The organism is Metabacillus sp. Hm71, from assembly GCF_051842955.2.
Classification (GTDB): domain Bacteria; phylum Bacillota; class Bacilli; order Bacillales; family Bacillaceae; genus Metabacillus.
Genome location: NZ_CM200278.1, coordinates 3120484 through 3142955 on the forward strand (window position 1 = coordinate 3120484; position 22472 = coordinate 3142955).

Consider the following 22472-nt stretch of genomic DNA (forward strand, 5'->3'; position numbering starts at 1 on the left):
CTATCCTACTGCAAAACTCATATTATCGTCTTTGCATAGAAAATGTGATAAGTATCATTATTCTTTTGCTTTTGTTGAATGATAACTTTTTCTTATCATTTCGTATATCTATTAATCTCCTGTAAAGCTAATAAAAGATTTGGTTTGATGTACTCATTTTCAAAATAAAAAACGCTCAAAAAACATATGAACGTATCGAAGTTGTTACTTTGAAATTAGAAGTTACTACTAAATTTTATTTATATAGGAAATAGGTTAATACTGAAAGCTCTACTCTAGCTTTTCCGCTTAAAATATTCTCTTTCTAAAAAATATGTTTTCCTTCGGTTCAACACATAAAAAACTTTTCTCTAAACATTCATTTTCCAATTTGTTAAAGCCAACCAGTTCTCTTTTTCCTTGTAGTCAGGCATTATTTTTCCAACAAGGCGCCAGAAGGAACGGTCGTGATTTAGATGGACCATGTGACACATTTCATGAACGACTACATAGTCAATGACCTCACGTGGTGCCATTGCCAGCCTCCAATTAAATGTTAATTGTTGTTTTGAATCACAGGTTCCCCATGTCGTTTTACTGTCCGTAATTCGTATCAAACGTGGTTTCGTTTTGAAGTGACTTTGATAAGTAGTGATACTCTTTTCCACCAATGCCTTACACTGCTGGTAATAAAATCGTTTTAATGCTTGTTTTATTTTTTCTTCTTCCAACTGCTTTACATAGATATGCAGCTCTTCTCCTTTAAACATAACATGGTCTTGAGGTATTGTTAGATCCTGGATAATCTTGATCGGATACGTATTTCCTAAATAAAGAAAGCTCTCATCATTTTCATAGATCTTTTCCTTTGGCCCATTCATCCTATCCTTTATTTCTTTTAACGTTTGCTGAATGAAATCCCATTTATCCTCTAATGCCTGAAGAACTCTCTCATCTGGTGTCTTTTTCGGAGCCTGTACTTCAATTTCCCCATAGCCATTGATCGAGATTCCTATTGAAGTTCGGTTCTTGTACTTTATCTCAAATTGTATTGTCGTGTCTAAGTAAGTATGTATCATATCATCACCTGTATTTCATAACTAGTATTTTTAAGAGTTTCTTGCGAATTTACCGCTACACTCCATATGATTCTTATGCTTTTCAATCATTGATTCTTTGGTTATAATAATAGTAGAAAAGGCATAAAATAAAAAGACTGTTCAGTGCTGGTACACCAAACAGTCATACAATAGCTAGGTTCCCTTCAAGGGATCAGCGATTATGGTAAAATAACTCACTCTATCGCCGTGGTAAGCTCAAGGGTGGGTTATTTTTTATCTCTGAAAGATATGATTGACAACACCAAACTTGCAAATGCTATCATCAGCATTTTATCAAGACTTTTTTTATGAAACCCTATATCAAATAATAAACGAATCTATAAATACATGTGTTTATAGATTCGTTTGTTGGTTTAAAGCCCCTTAAACTGACTTATTGAAAATACAAAAAAAATTGATCATTTTCTGCTTGTGTTGTTTCACAATACCAGCTAATATAAGTCAATATTTTTGGCTTAATATTAATTCATAAGTAATGTTACAATAAAAGAAGGCATGACAAAAAGACTTCAAAATATTAAATTGAAGTTTTTGTAAATAATGTAATTATTAGGTGTTGGTTATGCTATGAAACTCTCTTTATGCTTAAGAATGGCATAAATCCAATGTAATAGCTTGTTGGCGCAGGCTATTATCGCTACTTTGTGAGGTTTTCCCTCACTTCTTTTTTTGTCGTAAAACTCTCTAAGTTTGGTGTTTCGATTATTCGTTAATCCACACTGAACGGCTGTATATAAAGCTTGTCTTAGCTTGGAAGAGCCTCTTTTCGTGATGCGGTTTATAGTAGCTGTAAACTTACCTGATTGATAGATCCTGGGATCAATTCCTGCATGGCCACTAGCTTTTTAGGGTGACTAAACTGCCTGATTTCCCCGATTTCGGAAATGAGTGTAGCCGCAATCTTACATCCTACTCCCGGTATGGAACGGAGAATCTCATACTCCTCAAACTGTATAGCTAATTCATTAATCTCTTGTTCTAGGATGGATAGAAACTCTTTTTGTTGAAGAAGCATTTGGATGTACATCTTTAAGGTCACTAAATGGCTCTTATATAGGGTTTTCTTAAATGGGTTTCGTTCTGCTGCTTCTTTAAGCTTATTCGCTTTATCCCAAAACCATGCATACGAACGTTTTCCTCCTAGACTATGCATCATACTCGCTATTTCTTCTGTTGTTACCTTTAAAACGACGTCTGAAGTAGGATATAAAAGCAAGGTCTTTAAAGATACCTGTGAATACAAATTCCCAAAAACGCCTTTATATTCAGGAAAAACTTGATCTAGAATCGTTTGAAACTGTAGCTTTAACTGTACGTAATTACGAGTTAATGAATCATGTTGTCTAGATAAATTACGTAAGTTCATGGTTTGAACATTTTTTCGGTGAAATGTTTCTAGATCTTCCTTGTAGTAGAGTTCGCATAAATGTCGAGCATCAGCTGGGTCTGACTTAACCTTTCGAAGGCTACTCTTTTTAGTTTCGTAAGAAACCACTGGATTTATTAAATAGTAGGTTATCCTCCTCTCCTCAAGATATTGAAGTACAGGTTCATGATAGTGTCCAGTAGATTCAAAAATGATCACAGGATCTGCTTCAGCGTTCATTTTGACTTCCTTGTAAAATACATAAAAATCATGTAAACCATTGGTATCATGCTTAAACTTAAAGGTTTTTCCAAAAGGTTGCTTTCTTGCCAAGAAGGCTTGGACTTGGCTTTCTCCTTTTGCTACATCCAGGCCAATAACTGGATCCATACTTTATCACATCTCCTTTTACTTATTTGCCGGTAGCTCCTAACTATCTTGTAGTTTCATAGCTTCGCTTGTTATTCGGGATCAAAGCCCCAACCAGCCTCAAACATGTTTCTACAAGTAGGAGGTGGACATTATTCTGGACGGGATCAAGTCCCACGCGCCCTATCGTCCTACCCCGACTACCTAAAGCATAACCCATATAAAATAGGTCAACCAGTATCACTACTAGTTGACCTTATAATACGATCGCGCCCTTTTCTGGAATAAGCAATCAGCTTATATTAGCTGTGATGGGATCTAACTAAATTTGATCCTCATAATACTTACTTCTTTCAGATACCTTTTTTCTGAATGCAGTCAAGTCATCCATAAAATTCTGACATAAATCCAAATAAAATTTTGTACTATACTTATCAGTAGGAACTCCTATTTGATCGTATCCTTTTTTCTTAAATTCTTCCAATTCAACTATTACCATTCTATAAGTCTCTTTATCTACAGTTGCTGCTTTCAGCAATAACTTATTAATCTCATCTGTCATTTCAGATAAAGCAACTAACTTTTTAGGGTTATAGTCATGTTTAGCTTGATTTTTCAAGGTCAAAAATACAGCTAGATATGTAAATAATCCTCCAACAACACCACCAACAATCCCCCCCGTTAAATCTTGCCACTCCTTTAAAAAAGATATAAAAGTATCAATATGAAACATTAAAATCACTAAGCAACTAATCCCCCAACTAGTCCACCAATGATACCGGCAATCACATTTTTCCATTTTCCTAAAACAGTTCTTAAAATATCCAAGTTGCCCCCTAAATCTCTACATAGTTCTTTATATTTACCACTATCTTAGTGTAGTGGAGAACTCTTTAAAACCCATAATAATTGAACAATTAGGTAGATCTCTGCTTAAAAAAAGTTAATCAAAATAGACGGATTCTTGGGGATTTTTTAAATTCCTAAAAGCCATCTCAATTTGTGTTTTTGTATTCCGAGCTATTGATAATGCTGGTAGTTCATTTTGAGCAAAAAACTCAACTGCACTTGTTTCTATGCCTTCCATTGGTTGTCCGCCAATTATTTCACATTGAATAAATATTTTATAAACGTGATATGGGGAAGGAGGATGTGGGTGACACTTCTTATCAAGTACACCCAATAACTTGATTGCTTTTACATCAAACCCTGATTCTTCTTTTACTTCTTTAACTGCGACTTCACTTGGAGTTAATCCGATGTCAGCCCAACCACCAGGTAACGCCCAGTCACCATCAGTGTTTTCTCTGACCATTAATATTTTATTGTCCTTAAAGACCACAGCTCTAATATCTACTTTAGGAGTTGCATAACCAGTTTCACTTGCAAATAAATCTTTTATTACTGTCATATCCATATCTGTTTGATGTGACAACATTTCAACGCTTATATTTCTTATTAATTCAAATCTTTCTAAATCATAAACATCTTTTGAATAAGTTAATCCCGCCTGAGCAATGGATTGAAGTTGTTTCGCCCAATCAAGCCATTTAGGTTCCATTTACAATCACCGCCAATTTTATAATACCTAATATTACCACACAGCAATCAATGTTGATAATTTCGTTTTTAAACTTGCCACTTTACTTAAAGAAAAAAGCTCTACTCCTTATTAGAGTAAAGCGCCCGATTGAGGAATATTGAAAATGCAAAAGAGATGCAAAAATAACGTCTCAGTAATTTTACTAAAGCCCTATTTAATGCAATAAGGAATTTCTAATAATCAATTAAAATGATTATCGAATATATCACCACTTAAGTAAAAAACTATTCATATTTATTTCATTATATCTCTTAAATTTGCCCTTAATTTAAAGTCATACCCCATTCTCTTTCCCAACTACGTAATAAAACATATCGCTGTATTCCCTTTGTTTTCGAAAGAGCGTTGCGTGCATGATTAAATGCATCTTCTTTTCGATTCTCTTTAACCAAAAGTTCTGTTGTTAATGCTTCCTGCATCCACATTTTCGGATTTTGTTTAATATATGACCGAGCACCTTCAAAATCATTAATCAAAATCGAACGGGCTGCTTGGTAATAAAGAGTAAAGGCTGACTTTCTCATGCCGTTTAAGATCTTTTCCATTTCTTCTGGTTGTTCGTGAAAATATGCATGAATTAATTGGTGCTGTTTTTTTACACTAGGCAGGTGAAAACCTTGATTGATTTTTCTAATGGACTCGTCTACATCTTTTTCAATTCCATTAGCAATTCCATAATAAAATCTATAAAAAGGATACTTTTTATTTTTTAAAAGAAGTTGTTCTATTTTTTCTACATCACCTGTTCCCCAATATAATCGGAATATCGGATATATAAGGAAGTACGCAATAATGATAATGACGAAAAAGGAAACAAGAGGTTCAGGAAAGTCTAAAAAACCCCCTATAAAGGAAATTACTAGTCCAAAAATCATCGCATATACAAATGATAACCAATTCATTTTTTCTCCTTTTAATTATTATGTCTTTTCTTACTATACAGCTTTTAATATTGAGAATGAACAGTCGTAACTGATCGTAATGTTTCTTCGACTCTCGCACCCATTACTTGAATAACACAGATGTATTTTCCAATAATCGAAATTTGTTTTTTAATAATAAATCAGCGACCAATTTTTTGTGTTTGTAAATATATTTAGTGGTAGCTCTTTAGAATGCATACTTATATAGACCAAAGTACAATGGACCGAGTAAAAGTACAAATACTACAGCAATAATCAGGTATTTGACTGGAGGTGAGACATCCTCGAACTCCTCCCCGTAGTCAGCTAGGAAGAAGCTATATATTATGTCCCAAAATAACGCCCCCAAAAACACGATTTGCCATAAAGAAGTATTCATTATTTGGCTATTTGTTACGTAACCAAAAAGTCCAATCCAGGTAATAATCGAGATTACAAAATCTAATTTTGCTGGAAAAGTCTTATATTTTCTTTTAATAAGATATCCAATAGCAACAGCACCAAGAATTCCTAAATAAATTATCCAAAACATATTAATAAACATTATCCATTTCCTCTTTCCTCTGTTTCCCTTGAAGCATTATTTCAAGGTTAACCCCTAGTTATTTACGAAAATTATAAATCCTTTTGATTAATTTTGAATACAGGGGGTTTCTTCCAAACATTTACCTTTACAGAAATTTGTATAAGACGTTGAAAAAGTCGCATCTCACTTTATGAAATGCGACTAATTATTCCTAACTTTCACCTATAAACAAGTATTAAATACGTTACTTCTTATTCAAGTAAAGCGCCCGATTGCTGAATATCGTTTTATTGTATTTTGGCTACACTTTTATTCCTGAAAAGCCCCCGTTTAACAAAAACTTACCCTTAAATCCACTCTTTTCCATGTTCACGAATGAATTTAATATCGTTTTGATAATGTTCAAGATGCCCTTCATCTACCATCTTTTGAAAAGCAATGTCACCTTCACTGGCTTTTCTTGTAATTGTTTTACATAACCCTTCTAATCGTAGAAATACCATTTCCAAATAATCGTCTTCAATTCCCTCACCGTAAGATTCAAAAAACAATCTAACTCTTTGTTTTATATGGTTAGCATGCTGTAATGAATTATAATAAACTTTCTCACCTGTTTCAGAAAGATAAAATCTACTTAAGGGGACGCAAGTATAAAGAGTATAAGCTATATCCCAAAGTCTTGGACCAGGTCCAGCAACATCAAAATCAATAATGCCTATTGGTCTTTGATAATTAAAAATAATGTTGTATATTGCAAAATCATTATGGCATAGTACCTCAAATTGTTTTGGGGTGTTATCTATCGATTCCCAGTTATCATCAAATGAAAAATCACTCACAGAATCATGATAATGACGGAGCATTTTCCCTATTTCTATTAAAACATCATCAGACCACATGTATTCTTTTAAAGGATAATTACCAGCTTCTCCTTCAATAAATGATAATATCTCTCTTCCTTTTTCATCAATACCTAAAAACTTTGGTGCATACCTGAAACCTTTGTTCTCCAAATGCTTTAATAGCTTATGAATTTTGGGACTATCTGGCTTTAATTCTCGTCGTACAGTATCTCCCGAACGATAAACGTTAGAGACATTCCCTCCTGTTAGCATTTCTTCGTTTTCATGGTTTGACATCTAAATATTCCTCCCGAATATGACTTTCGATAAACCGTTATACAAATCCTGTTTTTCAACTAACCCCTTTAATTACATGACTTTAAATTCAAGATATACCTTCTAATTTTCTTTCTTACTCCAGAATATGGCCCAATACAAAAGGACGCCTTATTACTAATGAAAGGCGCCCTATTCTGGAATTATTCAGGCCGTTGAAAAAAGTTCACATTTATTAAACATTAGACATCCATTGAAGAACAAATAAAAGTTGGCGACCACTAATACGTTATATCACCAGAAGCCTCCATCTGAATGGATAATTTGTCCCGTAATCCATTCAGATTCTTCACTTGCTAAAAAGACGATTAACTTTGCAGCATCTCTAGGTTCACCGATTCGACCCATTGGGAATTTCGGTAATAAGTATTCCTTTAACTCACTGTTCATCCATCCACTGTCTGTTGGTCCAGGATCTACGGCATTAACCGTGATTTTAAGTGGCGCTAATTCAAGAGCGACTGATTTAGTAAAAGTAGAAACAGCACCTTTTGTTGCAACATAAGCTAAATTGCCAGGCTCAGGTGATTTGTCTTGACCTGACACCATGTTAATAATTCGACCACCATGTTTTCCTTCAATTTGACGAGCAAACTCAACAGTCAAAAGACACGTTCCTCTAATATTAACGCCATAATGAGCATCGAGGATATCTGCATTTATAGAACGAAAATCTACGTCAACGGAATATGTTGCATTATTTACAAGAATTGATGGAGAGCCGAGTCTCTCATTAACTTCATCAAGCAGTTTCCTCGGTGCGTCTGGTTGCGAAAGATCCAATTCAATTGATTCGCATCGTACTCCAAAGCTGCGGATCTCCTCCATAAGATGTTGCGACCAATCGGAATCAGCATCAATAAAATATTTCATCTGACGATCATACTTTGACCAATGGGTGAAAAAAATGTCTGCGCCTTCTCTGGCTAATTCTCGACATATTGCAGTACCTATGCCCATTACTCGACTTGCACCAGTAACAATCGCGATCTTATTCATTAATCGTTTCATAAAAGCATCTCCTCACGGACACGCTAAACATAGTGCTATTGGAGATGTATGCTCACCAAACAAAAAAACGAATACCTAAAATAGGTATTCGCTCGGTGTGTTTATAGCACATGAACCCAGCGATCCTATAATGGTTTAAATAAAAATGAAAAATTGACCCTTCAATAAAAAGGGAATCAACAAATCCATTCAATTACTTAGCCATTAAAGGATATCTCCCATTAAGATCCATGCTCCTTCCGTACATCTCCACTCTTATATGGTATCATAATTACCAATTCTAGTAAATTATTCAAAAAGAACTATCTTGCACATTACTTCCCGTTTGCTCTATAAGACTTCCTCCATTAAATGGCCCGATTATTGAAGATCGAGGATATGGATTTTCAAAAAGGAATTTTCGGTTCAATTTTAAATCCATACCTTTAAACAGTCTTTAACTCTAAAAAAAGAAGCATGATGCATTCCCCTTATAAAAACATTCAGCCCATTTCTCTGAACATGGGCAGAGCTTAGAATTTATTAAGGAATCTTATTCTCTTTGATACTATTAAATTAAAAACCTCAATTGCTTTATCATTTTGATGTATCTATTTTTAGACAAGATTTGATCATTTTTGCAGATGGAGCCAAATTTTTAAATAACTTGAAACAAAACTCTGACTTTTTCAACTACATTTAAACACCAGCAGCAATAAATAACTTTTCTATATTAGTTTTTGAAAAATAATCTCAAATTGATATTTGTTTCATCTCGATTTGAGATATATAATGAAAATAAGAAATAAAGGCAACCGCTTACAGGATTGTAACTTCAACGTTACTTCTTATCCATAAGGAGGACTTACTAATGAGCCGATTAGCAAGAGAATTGAAAGTAAAAGATTTATTAGAAAAACAAAAATTCAATCAAAGAGAAATTTCTGAAATGACGGATTCTCAGATTGAATATTATCACTGGCTCTATTTTGAGGATTCTGTTTACGATTATATGTAATTTGAAAATAAATTAAAAATAAGCCTAAAGCCTTTGTACCGAGTACAAAGGCTTTATTGTACTAGCAGCAGAATATATAAAAATTTTATGGATGATAATATAAAGGGTACGGAAACGATTCGAGGATTGAGGTGCCTCATGTGTAAAAATTTCAAATTTCTATAACATATCATTTTTCATTTCCTTTAACCTTCGATAAAATGCTGCCTGACTAACCCATGTAATTGCACAAATTTCCTTTACAGTCTTATCGGTCGTTTTTCGTAATTCAATAGCATGGTTCATTCCTGGATGCTTATCTGTATATTTTTTTACTCTTCCTCGATATTTTCCCTTTTGTTTAGCCAATTTAATTCCTGAACGCTGCTTCTCCTTGATCATTTCTCGATCTAGTTCACTAAATGCTGCCATAACAGTTAAGAAGAACTTACCAGTAGGTGTTCTTGTATCAATTCCTAAGTTTAAGACAACAAAATGTATGTTTCTTTCACGAAGCTGTTCAACCAGCTGCAACAACTGAACAGTGTTTCGACCAAGACGGTCCATTCAAGTCACAACTAAGGTATCATCAGTAGATATTCCCTTTAGCCAATTCTTAATGACCGTCATGGGTGGGGTAAATCAATTGGAACGCGATCTGATTCGAATGCGTCAACGTGAAGGAATCGATTTAGCGAAAAAGGAAGGGAAATACTTGGGAAGAGTTAAGAAGTATCACGATAAGCATGCTGGGATTAACTATGCAGTAAAGCTTTATCGAGAAGGCAAAATGACCGTAAAGCAAATTTGTGAAATTACGAATGTTTCAAGGTCAGCTTTATATTAAAGATTATCCGAAGTGAATAATAGTGAATCTTTATTCCTCTAAAGGGCAATTTAATAGAGTACAGAGTAGGAATATTTTGTGGGGAAGTCGAAGTTGTTTTATCGAATAGCAATTACGGTATCGAATTTTTGAAACTATTTGAACATGATGGTATTCACGTAATAAGGTTCGCGAATATTCCAATAGTAGAGGGTTTACGAAGTGTTGTTCGTTAACAAGATGTTATATGACATACCCAAAAACCCAATTTCACATTTTCCTATACTGTAACTTTTCTTTGTTATCATGATCTGTGACAAGGTGTTTTTTGTTTGGAAGGAATTTGTAACTTTTTAATAGAATTATTATGAAGATGATCAAATAATAAATTTTTACCCATAAGGAGATAAAACTATGGCAAAAAACAAATTGCTAAGAATGGACAATGTCGGCATTGTTGTAGAATCCCTTGATGACGCAATCTCTTTCTTCGAGGAGATTGGCTTGAACCTCGAAGGGCGAGCCACTGTCGAAGGTGAATGGGCTGGTCGCGTAACCGGACTGGGTTCTCAGTGCGTAGAGATTGCTATGATGGTTACCCCAGATGGCCACAGCCGAATTGAACTTTCGCGATTTCTCACCCCACCTACTATATCAGATCACCGGACTGCTCCTGTAAACGCCCTCGGTTATTTACGCGTCATGTTCACCGTTGAAGACATTGACGAAATGGTATCCAGACTCACTAAGTATGGTGCTCAGCTCGTTGGCGAAGTGGTTCAGTACGAGGACTCGTATCGGCTCTGCTACATTCGTGGAATCGAAGGACTTCTAATCGGTTTGGCGGAACAACTCGGTAACAAATAAGTAAGTGACGTTTTATAGAAAGCCTTTACTGAAATAAAAATATTTGAAGAAAATTCTTATTCAAAGGGCGTTTTTCTAATTAACAGAAAAAGTGCAATTTCTTAATTTAATGCTGAGAAATTGCACTTTTTAATTTTGTAATTTCCTTAACGTTGTTGTAAATCCGCATTTTCCTGACGCTACCCCTAATATATAAATTAAGAATTACCCCTGAAATCAACTTTCACGAGTAAAGTAATACTACTTTCCTTGCTTTTTCCATCGGTCCGAAAATCCGCGTTTTGACGGCGGAACCCCATTAAGTCATTATTAAGAATGGATTGATTAAATTTGGCGAACCAGCTTCAGCCAGGGGTTTCCGTGAACTTGCTAATGCAGGTCAATTTTCAGGAGTGAAAAAGACAAGCCGGTAAGGTATTCCCCCTTAATTGGCTTCTTATTTTAATAAGTATGTTTCGATTTAATCCAAGGCTTTGACATTATTTTGTTCTTTATCTTTAAGTTATGGTATATGATTTCCGCTGAATCCTGGGCATCCTGTACTTGCTGTAGCCTGATTCATTCATTTTGCATTCAATCTTGCCAATTCATGTCCAACTATACGAGGTCGGTTTGCCCTGTACCACTGCAAGCAAAAAATAAATATAAGGATGAGATCAATGGCATCCCCGCCATAATACATCATGATGCCTCCTAATTCTGCTTGTGCGAGAGAAACATTACTAGGTGGATGAGTATAAAGATACTTTGATAAAATTCCATGGCCAGCTAACGCAAGCACCATCATGATTGCACGGTAGCTAAAGCTTGTTCGATGTGGTGTCGGGTCAATATAAATCATGGAAATCGTAAAAAGGTAGCCGGCAATGAACACATGGATATGTACCAATAGATGTAACATACTATTATGTTGCATTGCCCCGTATAAATCGGTGGTATAAAGAACCCATAGCCCTCCGACATTAAGGAAAGATGCCACAGCTGGATCTCTAAAAATGAGTACTGGCCAACTCTTTAGAATCCGTGACAGACAACGAGCTCCATGAACATTGAGTGTACGCAGGATAAGCGTCATAGGTGCAGCGAGCGCTAGAAGAAGTGGAGCAAGCATTCCTAGAAGTAAGTGGCCAAGCATGTGAGCTGCGAAATTAGTATGAACAAGGTTTGGTATAGGTCCGACAACGGCCAAAGCTAGAAAGAGAACGCCAAAAAACCAGAAGACAGTACGGTATAGAGGCCATCGTTTGTGGCGATGGCTTGTTAGAACTGATGCAAGGATATATACAATCAATGCCATGAAAAATGGTAACATTAACATAAATTCGAAGGAATCTCCATTACCATGATGCATATGGTTATTGTTCATTTGCGGCTTCCCCTCTATTCGATTTTACCCTCTCTCGTGACGTATAAATAAGGATCATTCCGATTACAATCATGACTGCGGCAATGATGTTCCAAATCAAATCATAGATTAGTACATTCTCTACATAGCGAATCTGGTGGATCCTCATGATCTTGTGTTGGATGATCCCATCGTATAATTGGAATAAACCTCCCCCGAGCATAATGCCGCCCCACCACCTTTTCATTAAAAATGTATTTCTGCGACGCAGGTCTGCCACCATAAATAAAGAAAAGATGGTTGCAAACCAACTAAAAGCATGAAAAAGGCCATCTGATATCAACCCAATATCTGTTGTGGATTTGTCATAGAAGTGATGCCAGTGCAAAAGTTGATGAAAAACCGTTTCATCAATAAAGGCTACAAGACCAAGTCCAAACAGGAATCCCGACCATAGGTTACGGGTCAAAAAGTCAGAGTGAGTTAATTTATTGGTTTTAGATTTGTTCATCAAATTGCACCCTTTCCTTATAAGTCATTACATATCCCAGTTTACCCTAGAGAAATATGGTATAGACTTGCATTTGTATGGTTTCGTTGTTTGGTAAAAAACACGTAAGAATATCCTCGCAAAATTAATAATTTAAACCCTTTACGATCTCAAAATCACAAAAAGTTTCTGGTCCAAAATTCAATTTATTCAAATGTAATACCAATTGAAGCTACTTATCTACTTATTAAATGAATAGGTAAAAAAAGAGAGTAAACTACAAGCAACAGTCTACTCTCATACAGTCCGTTTAAAGAGCAAAAGAAGCAAACAACCTACTACCTATAGGCTGTTTGCTTCTTTTGTTTTCTTTATATTGATAAAATTCAGTGCTTTTACCTGTCCCGCTGTCCCTTAACCTATTGATTTAATTTCCTTGACTGGCTTACAATCCTTCTCAAATATCGTTCCATTTTTAAATGGTGATTTTTTAAACGAATACTTTGTCAGAAGAAAATAGACAATACCTGCAACAACAACGCCGATGACCCACGCCAACTCCACTTTTATAAAGGCAGCGCCAGCTCCAATCAGCATGGCAAGCAGTGCACATGGATTAGATCCGGCAAATGGCCCCTCTTCATTGTACAAATCTGCCACATTTACTTTTTGCTTTCTTAAAATATAATAATCAACAAGTAAAATAGAAACGATCGGTCCTAAAAATGCCGAGTAGATAAGGATAAACAGACCAAGACCATTTGCTGATGAATCCTTTACAAGTACCCAGGGAAATGAGCAAAGTGCTAACAGCCCTGTTATGGCAACAGCCGCTTTATATTTCATTTTTGTCAGTAACGTAATAACATAAGTTGGCGGAATAATATTGGCAACCATGTTTACGGCAACCGCACCGATCACAATAAATGCGGATACACCTACTGTAATATAAGGATTATCCACCACAATCGCAAATGCCTTTACTGGATTAGAGATGCCGGTTGCGGCAGCAAGCATGACTCCAATGGTAAGGACGAAGCCGTACGCGATGAAAATAGGCGAAAAATACAAAAACCCGCGTTTTGCGTCACTGATGCCAGATTTAAGCTCTCTTGAATAATCCCCTGCACTTAAAAAGATTGCCGCATAATTCCCTAAAAACATCATAATGAATGCAAAGAAGGGCAGGCCCCAAGTGCCTTCTGTATGTACCCATTTTTCTACTATTATCTCGCTATAGGATGTTAATAGAATGCCAAATACATAGACAAGTGCCAGCATAATAACAATTGAAGCAAGTATTTCCACCCATTTAATCGCATGGAAGCCAAATAGTGAAAGGACAATTTGTACAAGCTGAATCGCTACAAAGCAAATAGCAATATTGTCAAAAGCTCCACCGGTAAGAACTTTCACAATTTCGTTTAAGGCAGTACCTCCTATCCAGCTTTGAAAACCGTACCAAATGATGGCCGGGATCCCGCGTAATAGGGATGATATGATTGATCCTTTCATCCCGAAGGACATTCTGAGCTGAACAACATAAGGAATTCCCGTTCTATATCCAAGCCGATCATTTAAAGCGAAAAAAATGGAAATGATGCCAATTGCGATGACAGCTGCGGCAAATGTCTGAAAAATGTTTAGTGTTGCGGTTCCTGCTACAACCAAACTAGCTCCAAGCGTCATATTGCCTAAATTAACGCCGTCTCCAATCCACATAAACATATAGGAGATTGGACTTACCGTTCTGCTCTCTTCGATTTTTGGCTGTAGTGATTCATCCACACCAGCAGCCTGAAGGTTCTGAGACTCTTCGATCACGTGATTTTCTAGAATTGTTGACATTGTAAACTCAACTCCTTGTTTCAATCATTGCCATATATGATTATTAATCATCATGTAACATAATTACCCATAAAATGTTATATATCCTCACATAAAATAAAGTCTAAATGATAACTTTGGAAATTTCACTGTATAAAATGTGAATTTTCAAATATTTCTTTGTGCTATTTAACTAAAATTTTTGTTCGAACAAGAGGGGAGTATACAAAACTTTGTTTGTACGAATAAATTACGAGGAGTTGAAATGTCTGTTTAGTACCATCGCCAACATACAGCAATCACTAAATTTTATATATTTTCTCTAAAAACAATTTACATTTTTAGCTATATTGAACAATGACAGTTTTCCGAATATTCATTATTATGTAAATATTAGAAACATATTGTGTCACTTTTTCTAACATGTAAAATAAGGAGGTTCACAATGTCGAAAAAAATAGGTAAACCAGAAATTTTCTCATTAGGTTTACAGCATGTACTTGCCATGTATGCAGGCGCCCTTTTAGTTCCTCTTATTGTAGGCGGTGCCCTGGGGTTTACGCCTAATCAAATCGCTTTTCTCGTCTCCATTGATTTACTCACATGCGGGATCGCCACGATCTTGCAATCGATGAAAAGTAAGTATGTAGGGATCGGCCTTCCTGTTGTGTTAGGCACTTCATTTGTAGCGGTATCCCCTATGATTATGATTGGTACAAGTTATGGAACTTCAGCTATCTATGGATCCATAATTGCAGCAGGATTATTTATTATTCTTTTTGCAAATTTTTTCGGTAAATTAATAAAACTCTTTCCTCCAGTAGTAACAGGAACAGTTGTCACCATTATCGGTTTATCACTTATTCCAACCGGGATAAGAAATATGGGCGGCGGCGCATCAAGTCAAGATTTTGGCTCTGCCGAAAACATCATCCTCTCCTTTGGCGTACTAACGATCATATTAATCATGAATCGCTTCTTTAAAGGATTCCTCCGCGCTATTTCTGTTTTAATCGGGATTATGATCGGTACGATCGCAGCCGCTCTTATGGGGAAATTAGATACACAAGTGGTAGCGGATGCGTCTTGGTTCCATTTGCCAGCTCCATTCCATTTTGGTGTACCCACTTTTGAGATGATGCCAATTTTAACGATGATCTTAGTTGGAATCGTCATCCTCGTTGAATCAACTGGCGCTTTTCTTGCTTTAAGTAAAATGACAGGTAAAGAGTTGACTGAAAAAGAGATCGCTAGTGGTTACCGAACAGAAGGGATCGCCTTCACCCTTGGAGGCATATTTAACGCCTTCCCATACAGTACATTTGCCCAAAACATTGGACTCGTTGAATTATCCGGAGTGAAAACGAGGCATGTGACGATTGCGGCCGGATTTATCTTAATCGCCTTAGGCTTTATCCCCAAAATTGCTGCATTAGCAACCCTTATTCCAACTGCCGTTTTAGGTGGAGCGACAGTTATTATGTTTGGCATGGTTGTCTCTTCTGGAATCAAAATGCTTACTAGAGTTGACTTTTCTAACAATAATAATCTATTAATTATTGCTTGTTCGATCTCTTTAGGACTTGGGGCAACGGTTGTACCCGATCTTTTCGTCGCTTTACCGGAAACACTTCGGATCATTGTTAGCGATGGAATTATTACCGGAAGTCTTACGGCGATTATGTTAAATATCGTCTTTAATATGCGTCCTAAACGTTCATTAAAGATTATATCTGAACCAAATTTAGAGCCGAAAGTGAAGAATTATTAAGAAATGGAGCAAAGATGACATGTATACGATTGACACATTGAATAATACTTCATATGCACAATTTATCGAGATTATCGGCGGAATTTTTGAACATTCCCCTTGGATTGCGGAAAAAGCAGAAAAAGCAAAACCATTTTCTTCATTAGAACATTTATTCCAGGAAATGGTTAACATTGTTGAAAATTCTTCAGCAAACGAGAAGCTTACCCTTATCAAAGCCCATCCTAATTTAGGTGAACGAGTCTCCATGACAACAAATTCGATAAACGAACAAAAAGGTGCCGGATTACAAGATCTTACTCCCGATGAATACGAAAAATTTATCAACAGCAACAAACGATATATGGACAAATTCGGTTTCCCCTTTATCCTTGCTGTACGCGGAAAAAATAAACAGCAAATTTATGAAGCGTTGGAATCTCGTATTAATCAGGAAAAAGACACTGAGTTTCAAACAGCCTTAAAAGAAATTTATAAAATCGCTTGGTTGCGATTAAAAGAAAAAATTATCGACTAACCCTTATTTTCATATTGTATTTGAAGATTTTTAGGAAAGGGATGGAACATTATGAGCTTGGAAGCTTTAAACGAACAAGTCAAAAGAGATCTTTCCTATCTCGCATTTGGTGGAAAGGATTGGGTACAGCCTGTCAGCCACCCTGAAGGACATGTATATGATGTCATTATTATTGGCGGTGGACAAGGAGGATTAGGAACAGCTTTTGGTTTGTTGCGGGAACGGATATCAAACATTCTCGTGATCGATGAAAATGTTGAAGGTTTTGAAGGACCGTGGGAAACCTACGCTCGCATGGTCACCTTACGAACTCCTAAACATTTAACTTCCATTGACCTTGGCATCCCCTCTCTTACCTTCCGTTCCTATTGGGAGGCACAATTCGGGGAAAAAGGCTGGGAAGCGATTGATAAAATCCCTCGCGGAGATTGGATGGACTATTTGCGATGGTACCGAAATGTACTCAATCTACCTGTTAAAAATGAGGTGAAATTAAATTTGATCGAACCTTTAGAAAATGGCATCCACAGGCTTCATGTTGAAGGAAATGGCGCTCCAGCCGAACCATTATTAGCGCGTAAAGTGATTTTGGCTACTGGAATTCAAGGCGGCGGCCAATGGCATGTGCCGCAAATGATTTCCGAAAACCTGCCGCCGCATCTTTATGCACATACTTCAAAAGCCATTGATTTTCATTCTTTAAAAGGTAAGAAGGTTGCTATTTTAGGAGGAGGAGCTTCAGCCTTTGATAATGCTAATTTCGCACTGAGTGAAGGGGTCGCTGAAGCCCATGTCTTTGTAAGGCGCGAGGAGCTGCCGCGAATCAATCCAATCCGCCAGATGGAAGGATCAGGTCTCATTGAACGGTTCTATTCATTAACAGACGATGATAAATATGCAGTGATGGCCCATTTCTTTAAACATAATCAGCCGCCTACGAATGACACCTTTGAACGTACAGCTTCTTGGCCTGGTTTTCAGCTTCACTTAGGTTCACCATGGCTTCATGTCGAGGCAACAAGTGAAGGTGCGGTTGTCACGACACCTCAAGGGACATTTACTTTTGACTTCCTGATTATCAGTACTGGCCTTATGACTGATCCTGCCTTGCGCCCTGAGCTACGACTTGTTGAGAAACATATTGCTCGTTGGGGCGATCGTTATAGCGCTCCAGAGGAAATTGCGAATTCAACACTTGATGCACATCCATATCTCAGCCCAGGCTTTGCGCTGCTTAGTAGAAATGACGAAGGGAAAAAGCTCCTGTATGGTCTATTTTCATACAACTATTCCGCCCTTATTAGCTGCGGAATTGTAGCTGCTGCCCTTTCTGGATTGAGATTCGGGATTCCTAGACTAGTTTCAGCAGTAGCTGAACAGCTATTCCTCGATGATCGCAATAAAATTCTTGCTCAATACTACGCTTATAATGAGCCTGAATTTATTGGTGACTTGAACAATGCGGTGAGCAGATCCTAAGCTACTCACTGCTGCTTTCTTTTTCTTAACATGTTTATGATGAATAAAGGAGATTTTTATTATGTCAGGTTTAACAACTCATGTACTTGATTTATCTCATGGTCAACCGGCAAGCAATGTGAAAATTGATTTATTTTTTTTAGAAGCTCATGAATGGAAATTCATAAAGACGGTTTGGACAAATTCAGATGGACGGCTAGATGAACCCCTTATTCCTGATAATGAGGTGAAAATCGGAACCTATGAACTTGTTTTCCATGTTGGTGAATACTTTCGCAGCAAAAACATTGACCTGCAGAATCCGGCCTTTTTAGAAAAAGTACCTGTACGCTTTGGGATTGCGAATCCAGAAAGTCACTACCATGTCCCGTTATTGATTTCCCCATGGGGTTATCAAGTTTATCGAGGCAGCTAAAAGAACACGACATTCTATCCTTCATACATGATAGAATGTCGTGTTTTTTCTTACTATTTTCATATTCCACATCTTATATTTAATCATGAAAAACCATTCTTCGATATCGGAAGAATGGTTTTATTATGTTTTTACGTTTCCTTATTTAAGGAATGCGTAATGCTCAGGTTTTACCCAAGTTCCATGTGGTTGCTCTGCTATTATGTTTCCATCTTGATAAACGATTTTACCTCTGTTGAACGTTCCGACAACTTTACATGGAAATGTATGGCCGATGTATAAGCTTTCTTTATGTTTTGCAAGGTAATTTTCCGCTGTTACGGTAAAGGATTTTTCTGTTGTAATAATGGCAAAATCAGCGTCTGCCCCTTCGACAATTTTTCCTTTTCGATTTGAAAGACCGAATCTCTCTGCTGGCGCAGCAGAAGTCAATTGGGCAATGGTTTCAAATGGTATATTATATTGTATGGCCAGTTCAATCATTGAAAGCAGAGAGAACTGTCCGCCGCTAATTCCCCCCCATGCTTCAAATAAGTTATTAACAGCCGGGTCTTTCAAATCATAGGTACAAGGGGAATGATCAGATGAAATCATATCAAATTTTTGCTCAAGGACTAGTTCAATTAATTTCTGTTGTTCCTCTTTTTCTCGTAATGGCGGGGCACATTTTGCGATACTTCCCAATTCTTTTAAATGATCATGATTATACAGTAAATAATGTGGACATGTTTCAACCGTAACATCCATTCCTCTTTGCTTCGCCTGTTCTATTTTTTCGATTGCTAAAGCAGAGCTTATATGGACAAAATGCAGAGGACATCCAGTGAGTTCCGCATAGTAAAGGGCGCGTTGTACCGCTTCAACCTCAGCAATGATCGGACGTGTTTCTAAATAATCATCCGCACTAAATGCTCCTGTTTTTTCTTTCTCTGCTTTCAACCAATTTGTAATCGGGGCACTTTCTGAATGCAGAGCTAACACTTTCCCTAATTTCGCAATGATCTTCATTCCGTTTAGCAATGTGATATCATCAGCAGACTCAAATTCTTTATTTCCTGTTGTGGAAAGAAAGGCTTTAAATCCTATAACGCCAGATTCCGCCATCGCTTCAAGATCCTTTTCATTACCTGGTACAAGCCCTCCCCATAAGCCGAAATCAACAAAAGACTTCCGATTCCCGATTTCCGCCTTTTGTTCAAGTGCCTCCACATTAACGGTTGAAGGAATTCCATTTAAGGGCATATCAAAGTAAGTCGTACAACCGCCTGCTGCCATCATCATCGAACCTGTATGAAATCCTTCCCATTCGTCTCTCCCTGGTTCACTAAAATGAACATGTACATCAATCAACCCCGGAAAAATATATTGATTCTTAGCATCCCAGGTCTTTTTGGCTTTTGTTGTAATGCCTTTTTGAATAGCAACAATTTTCCCATCTTTAATACCGATGTCCGTTTCTTTCACTCCATTAGGCAATACTGCATTTCCGTTTTTTATGATAAAATCAAAATGTTCCATGAGTGAACCCCTTTCATTTAAGTATCCTTTCCTTTTAGGTTCTATAACGAAGTGCCCCACGATTGTTATGTTTCATTACATTTTGTGTTAATAAGTATCCTATTTGTGTTTTAGTTTAAAATAGTTTCATTCGTTTTTCATTAAGTAAAATTGTGAATTTTCTGTTTTTTGTTTGGGTAATTTACACAAAATATTAATCCTTTTATGAAATAGGAAGGTTAATCAACAAAAAAACCCAAGTCATTAATAGCAGTTACTTGACTTTTCCGCATACTCATTTCGCTTAAGAGTGAGTACCTAAGACTGGATTACGCAAAGCTTTAAAACCATTAATCCGACATTCTACTATATCACCATTTCGAATGACGACAGATCCCGGTGTGCCGGTCATAATGACATCACCAGGGGATAATGTCATAATTTGTGAAAAAAAGGAGATAATGTACCACGGTTGATACATCATATTTGCGACAACATTACGGTGAGCCACTTCTCCATTTAAAATGGTTTCAACGTTTATCGTTTTTATATCCTGGTATTCATCCGCTGAGATGAGATATGGCCCAAAGCTGAAAAATGTATCAAAACTTTTTGAGCGCTGCATAAAACGCGGATTCTTCGCATGAATATCCTTGGCCGTCATATCTAATGAAGTCGTAAAGCCGGCAACATATGATGGCGCCGCCCCTTCTTCTATATTTTTACACGTTTTTCCTATGATCATAGCAAGCTCTGCCTCTGCTGTCACTTCTTTTGATTGAGCAGGCAGCTTAATCGATTCCTCAGGTCCTATTAAACTCGTATCTGGCTTCATAAAAATGACGGGTTCCTCTTCAGGAGGCTGTCCAGACAACTCAAGTGCCTTTTCCATATAATTCATGCCTACACCCCAAATTTTACGAGGCTGCCGATAGAGTGGAGCGAATTGTACTTCTTCTGCAAGAAAGCTTGGGAATTGATGTAATTTATTCTGACCTTCATTTTGATACCAGCTTACCATCTCTGACAGTTGGTCATTTTGTAAAAGGTCAAAAAGGTCAGGAGACCAATTTTTATCCTCATATTCGTTTATCGTTTGGATGAGAGTGACATGATCATCCGAGACCACTGCCGCCATTTCCTTTCCTTCTATTGTTACCGTTGCTAGCTTCATCTCAGGCTCTCCCCCATTTCTCGACTAGTCATGAATTTGTTCAAAAAAATCATTCACCCAATGTAATAGCTTGCGATCATTGTCCCGATTCGCGATGAATGATAAGCCGACAGGTAGTCCGTTTACTTCCACTGGAATCGTTACTTGAGGTAAACCAGCTAAACCAGCAATACAAGTTAATTGCATCACCTTTGCACGGTAAAGCTCTGCTCTTTCTCCGTGTAGGTTTCGTAACGGTGCAGGTCCTGGAGCTGTTGGAATGACTAACAGTCCTTCTTCCCCTAAAAGATTTGACATAACTTGAGAGATTTTTTCTCTTAATTGAAAATAAGGTGCACTTTCACTCTGTTTCAATGTACTCGTCCATTGAAACCTCTCTGCAATCCCCGGGCCAAATGTCGGATTTTCATTTCGAATCCACTCTCCATGTTCATTCCAAATCTCCAGCCCTTGAATCATGCGGAATGTATTGGCCCATTCTGCTAATCCTTCTTCAGCAATCTGTACCCACTCACAACCATTCACGTTTCTCTCCAGCTTTGGAATAAAGGTTGACAACACTTCCTTGGAATCTTGATCCAACAAGCCCCATGCATCTTCCCCAAAATAAACCTGACGGAAACTTCCATCGGTCCTTTGTCCATTAATAAGGAGGTCGCCTATATCCATTAATCGGTTCGGAGTTCTTGCCATCCATCCGACTGTATCAAAGCTTTTTGCTAACGGAATTACTCCTTCAATCGATACCACTCCATGTGTTGGCCGAAATCCGTAAATCCCGCAATAAGATGAAGGAATACGCACCGACCCGCCAGTATCTGTTCCTAAAGCAAAATCAACTAAACCAGCTGAAACAGCAACAGCCGACCCACTTGAAGACCCTCCTGGAATCCGGTTGGGGTCCCTCGGATTCAAAGGTGTACCATAATGAAAATTCTCTCCGTTCAGGCTGTACATGAGTTCATCTGTATGGACCGTACCCTGTAGTTTTGCTCCGTGCTTAAGGAGAGTAGCGATGACCGGTGCATGTTGGTCTGCAGGATCATGTGTCCGTAACCAATCTGGATTACCCGCAGTATTTGTATATCCCTGAATGGCAAAAACATCTTTTACAGAAAAGCTCAATTCATTGAGAAGACCTGTGCCAGTAGGTTCAAGCAGTAGATGTTGATTTACGTAAGCATTCCATTTATCAATCATTGCAATGACCTC

The 22472-nt window shown here is 37.2% G+C and carries 19 protein-coding genes and 3 pseudogenes; 7 read left to right on the forward strand and 15 right to left on the reverse strand.

Annotated features, from left to right (window positions below; translation table 11 throughout):
* Nucleotides 1-350: 350 nt before the first annotated feature.
* The 8 genes and pseudogenes from ACSVDH_RS15185 to ACSVDH_RS15220 all read right to left on the reverse strand — a co-directional run bounded on the left by ACSVDH_RS15185 (nt 351) and on the right by ACSVDH_RS15220 (nt 8076).
* Nucleotides 351-1058 carry a M48 family metallopeptidase gene (locus ACSVDH_RS15185; RefSeq protein ID WP_439251884.1) on the reverse strand — a complete coding sequence of 236 codons (708 nt, stop codon included), beginning with the start codon at nt 1056-1058 and terminating at the stop codon, nt 351-353.
* A 602-nt stretch (nt 1059-1660) separates the two neighbouring features.
* Nucleotides 1661-2856, reverse strand: a pseudogene (locus tag ACSVDH_RS15190) (IS110 family RNA-guided transposase).
* A gap of 301 nt (nt 2857-3157) precedes the next feature.
* Nucleotides 3158-3577: a hypothetical protein gene (locus tag ACSVDH_RS15195; protein WP_439253684.1), complete on the reverse strand. Its 420-nt coding sequence runs from the start codon at nt 3575-3577 to the stop codon at nt 3158-3160.
* 201 nt (nt 3578-3778) lie between these two features.
* Nucleotides 3779-4396, reverse strand: coding sequence for an NUDIX hydrolase (locus ACSVDH_RS15200; RefSeq protein ID WP_439253683.1), 618 nt, complete (start codon nt 4394-4396; stop codon nt 3779-3781).
* 305 nt (nt 4397-4701) lie between these two features.
* Nucleotides 4702-5340, reverse strand: coding sequence for a hypothetical protein (locus ACSVDH_RS15205; protein WP_439253682.1), 639 nt, complete (start codon nt 5338-5340; stop codon nt 4702-4704).
* Nucleotides 5341-5548: 208 nt separating this feature from the next.
* Nucleotides 5549-5905, reverse strand: coding sequence for a hypothetical protein (locus ACSVDH_RS15210; protein ID WP_439253681.1), 357 nt, complete (start codon nt 5903-5905; stop codon nt 5549-5551).
* A 329-nt stretch (nt 5906-6234) separates the two neighbouring features.
* Nucleotides 6235-7026 (reverse strand): phosphotransferase, encoded by a 792-nt coding sequence (locus ACSVDH_RS15215; RefSeq protein ID WP_439253680.1) that lies wholly within the window; start codon nt 7024-7026, stop codon nt 6235-6237.
* A 273-nt stretch (nt 7027-7299) separates the two neighbouring features.
* Nucleotides 7300-8076, reverse strand: a complete 777-nt coding sequence (locus ACSVDH_RS15220; protein ID WP_439253679.1) for an SDR family oxidoreductase — start codon at nt 8074-8076, stop codon at nt 7300-7302.
* Nucleotides 8077-8926: 850 nt separating this feature from the next.
* Between ACSVDH_RS15220 and ACSVDH_RS15225 the strand changes: the two genes are divergently transcribed.
* Nucleotides 8927-9073, forward strand: coding sequence for a BH0509 family protein (locus ACSVDH_RS15225; RefSeq protein WP_439253677.1), 147 nt, complete (start codon nt 8927-8929; stop codon nt 9071-9073).
* A gap of 159 nt (nt 9074-9232) precedes the next feature.
* On the opposite strand, the pseudogene ACSVDH_RS15230 reads toward ACSVDH_RS15225, so the two are convergent.
* Nucleotides 9233-9646: pseudogene (locus ACSVDH_RS15230) on the reverse strand (recombinase family protein); the annotation flags it as partial.
* Here ACSVDH_RS15230 and ACSVDH_RS15235 point away from each other — a divergent pair.
* Together ACSVDH_RS15235 and ACSVDH_RS15240 are read left to right on the forward strand one after the other, a co-directional pair.
* Nucleotides 9642-9899, forward strand: a pseudogene (locus ACSVDH_RS15235) (helix-turn-helix domain-containing protein); the annotation flags it as partial. The pseudogenes ACSVDH_RS15230 and ACSVDH_RS15235 overlap by 5 nt on opposite strands.
* A gap of 393 nt (nt 9900-10292) precedes the next feature.
* Nucleotides 10293-10745 (forward strand): VOC family protein, encoded by a 453-nt coding sequence (locus tag ACSVDH_RS15240; protein ID WP_439253676.1) that lies wholly within the window; start codon nt 10293-10295, stop codon nt 10743-10745.
* 562 nt (nt 10746-11307) lie between these two features.
* Here ACSVDH_RS15240 and ACSVDH_RS15245 read toward each other — a convergent pair.
* The 3 genes from ACSVDH_RS15245 to ACSVDH_RS15255 form a co-directional block, all read right to left on the reverse strand.
* Complete coding sequence (locus ACSVDH_RS15245; RefSeq protein WP_439253674.1) at nt 11308-12111, reverse strand: cytochrome c oxidase assembly protein; 804 nt, start codon at nt 12109-12111, stop codon at nt 11308-11310.
* Entirely contained in the window at nt 12101-12604 is a 504-nt protein-coding gene (locus ACSVDH_RS15250; RefSeq protein ID WP_439253673.1) for a DUF2243 domain-containing protein, read from the reverse strand. The genes ACSVDH_RS15245 and ACSVDH_RS15250 overlap by 11 nt, the downstream gene beginning before the upstream one ends.
* Before the next feature lie 390 nt (nt 12605-12994).
* Nucleotides 12995-14428: an NCS1 family transporter gene (locus ACSVDH_RS15255; protein WP_439253671.1), complete on the reverse strand. Its 1434-nt coding sequence runs from the start codon at nt 14426-14428 to the stop codon at nt 12995-12997.
* A gap of 424 nt (nt 14429-14852) precedes the next feature.
* On the opposite strand from ACSVDH_RS15255, the gene ACSVDH_RS15260 reads away from it, so the two are divergent.
* The 4 genes from ACSVDH_RS15260 (at nt 14853) to uraH (ending at nt 18589) form a co-directional block, all read left to right on the forward strand.
* Complete coding sequence (locus ACSVDH_RS15260; protein ID WP_439253670.1) at nt 14853-16178, forward strand: nucleobase:cation symporter-2 family protein; 1326 nt, start codon at nt 14853-14855, stop codon at nt 16176-16178.
* Nucleotides 16179-16197: 19 nt separating this feature from the next.
* The gene (uraD, locus tag ACSVDH_RS15265) at nt 16198-16695 is read left to right on the forward strand and encodes a 2-oxo-4-hydroxy-4-carboxy-5-ureidoimidazoline decarboxylase (RefSeq protein WP_439253668.1); all 498 of its coding nucleotides are present in this window, start codon (nt 16198-16200) and stop codon (nt 16693-16695) included.
* 51 nt (nt 16696-16746) lie between these two features.
* Nucleotides 16747-18174: an NAD(P)-binding domain-containing protein gene (locus ACSVDH_RS15270; protein ID WP_439253667.1), complete on the forward strand. Its 1428-nt coding sequence runs from the start codon at nt 16747-16749 to the stop codon at nt 18172-18174.
* A 61-nt stretch (nt 18175-18235) separates the two neighbouring features.
* On the forward strand, nt 18236-18589 hold the full coding sequence (gene uraH / locus ACSVDH_RS15275; RefSeq protein WP_439253666.1) for a hydroxyisourate hydrolase: 354 nt from the start codon (nt 18236-18238) through the stop codon (nt 18587-18589).
* A 141-nt stretch (nt 18590-18730) separates the two neighbouring features.
* Here the strand turns inward: uraH and ACSVDH_RS15280 are convergent, their stop codons facing one another.
* From ACSVDH_RS15280 to ACSVDH_RS15290, 3 genes are all read right to left on the reverse strand, one after another.
* Entirely contained in the window at nt 18731-20107 is a 1377-nt protein-coding gene (locus ACSVDH_RS15280) for an allantoinase (RefSeq protein ID WP_439253665.1), read from the reverse strand.
* 283 nt (nt 20108-20390) lie between these two features.
* Nucleotides 20391-21260 (reverse strand): fumarylacetoacetate hydrolase family protein, encoded by an 870-nt coding sequence (locus ACSVDH_RS15285; RefSeq protein WP_439253664.1) that lies wholly within the window; start codon nt 21258-21260, stop codon nt 20391-20393.
* A 24-nt stretch (nt 21261-21284) separates the two neighbouring features.
* Nucleotides 21285-22460, reverse strand: a complete 1176-nt coding sequence (locus tag ACSVDH_RS15290) for an amidase (RefSeq protein ID WP_439253663.1) — start codon at nt 22458-22460, stop codon at nt 21285-21287.
* Nucleotides 22461-22472 lie beyond the last annotated feature (12 nt).

Excerpts from the sequence above, each read along its gene's own strand:
- ACSVDH_RS15200 (WP_439253683.1), bottom strand. The coding sequence starts at position 4,396 with ATGGAACCTAAATGGCTTGATTGGGCGAAACAACTTCAATCCATTGCT.
- ACSVDH_RS15185 (WP_439251884.1), bottom strand. The coding sequence starts at position 1,058 with ATGATACATACTTACTTAGACACGACAATACAATTTGAGATAAAGTAC.
- ACSVDH_RS15215 (WP_439253680.1), bottom strand. The coding sequence starts at position 7,026 with ATGTCAAACCATGAAAACGAAGAAATGCTAACAGGAGGGAATGTCTCT.
- ACSVDH_RS15205 (WP_439253682.1), bottom strand. The coding sequence starts at position 5,340 with ATGAATTGGTTATCATTTGTATATGCGATGATTTTTGGACTAGTAATT.
- ACSVDH_RS15260 (WP_439253670.1), top strand. The coding sequence starts at position 14,853 with ATGTCGAAAAAAATAGGTAAACCAGAAATTTTCTCATTAGGTTTACAG.
- ACSVDH_RS15225 (WP_439253677.1), top strand. The coding sequence starts at position 8,927 with ATGAGCCGATTAGCAAGAGAATTGAAAGTAAAAGATTTATTAGAAAAA.
- ACSVDH_RS15290 (WP_439253663.1), bottom strand. The coding sequence starts at position 22,460 with ATGATTGATAAATGGAATGCTTACGTAAATCAACATCTACTGCTTGAA.
- ACSVDH_RS15245 (WP_439253674.1), bottom strand. The coding sequence starts at position 12,111 with ATGAACAATAACCATATGCATCATGGTAATGGAGATTCCTTCGAATTT.
- ACSVDH_RS15240 (WP_439253676.1), top strand. The coding sequence starts at position 10,293 with ATGGCAAAAAACAAATTGCTAAGAATGGACAATGTCGGCATTGTTGTA.
- ACSVDH_RS15220 (WP_439253679.1), bottom strand. The coding sequence starts at position 8,076 with ATGAAACGATTAATGAATAAGATCGCGATTGTTACTGGTGCAAGTCGA.
- uraH (WP_439253666.1), top strand. The coding sequence starts at position 18,236 with ATGTCAGGTTTAACAACTCATGTACTTGATTTATCTCATGGTCAACCG.
- ACSVDH_RS15210 (WP_439253681.1), bottom strand. The coding sequence starts at position 5,905 with ATGTTTATTAATATGTTTTGGATAATTTATTTAGGAATTCTTGGTGCT.
- ACSVDH_RS15255 (WP_439253671.1), bottom strand. The coding sequence starts at position 14,428 with ATGTCAACAATTCTAGAAAATCACGTGATCGAAGAGTCTCAGAACCTT.
- ACSVDH_RS15270 (WP_439253667.1), top strand. The coding sequence starts at position 16,747 with ATGAGCTTGGAAGCTTTAAACGAACAAGTCAAAAGAGATCTTTCCTAT.
- uraD (WP_439253668.1), top strand. The coding sequence starts at position 16,198 with ATGTATACGATTGACACATTGAATAATACTTCATATGCACAATTTATC.
- ACSVDH_RS15280 (WP_439253665.1), bottom strand. The coding sequence starts at position 20,107 with ATGGAACATTTTGATTTTATCATAAAAAACGGAAATGCAGTATTGCCT.
- ACSVDH_RS15285 (WP_439253664.1), bottom strand. The coding sequence starts at position 21,260 with ATGAAGCTAGCAACGGTAACAATAGAAGGAAAGGAAATGGCGGCAGTG.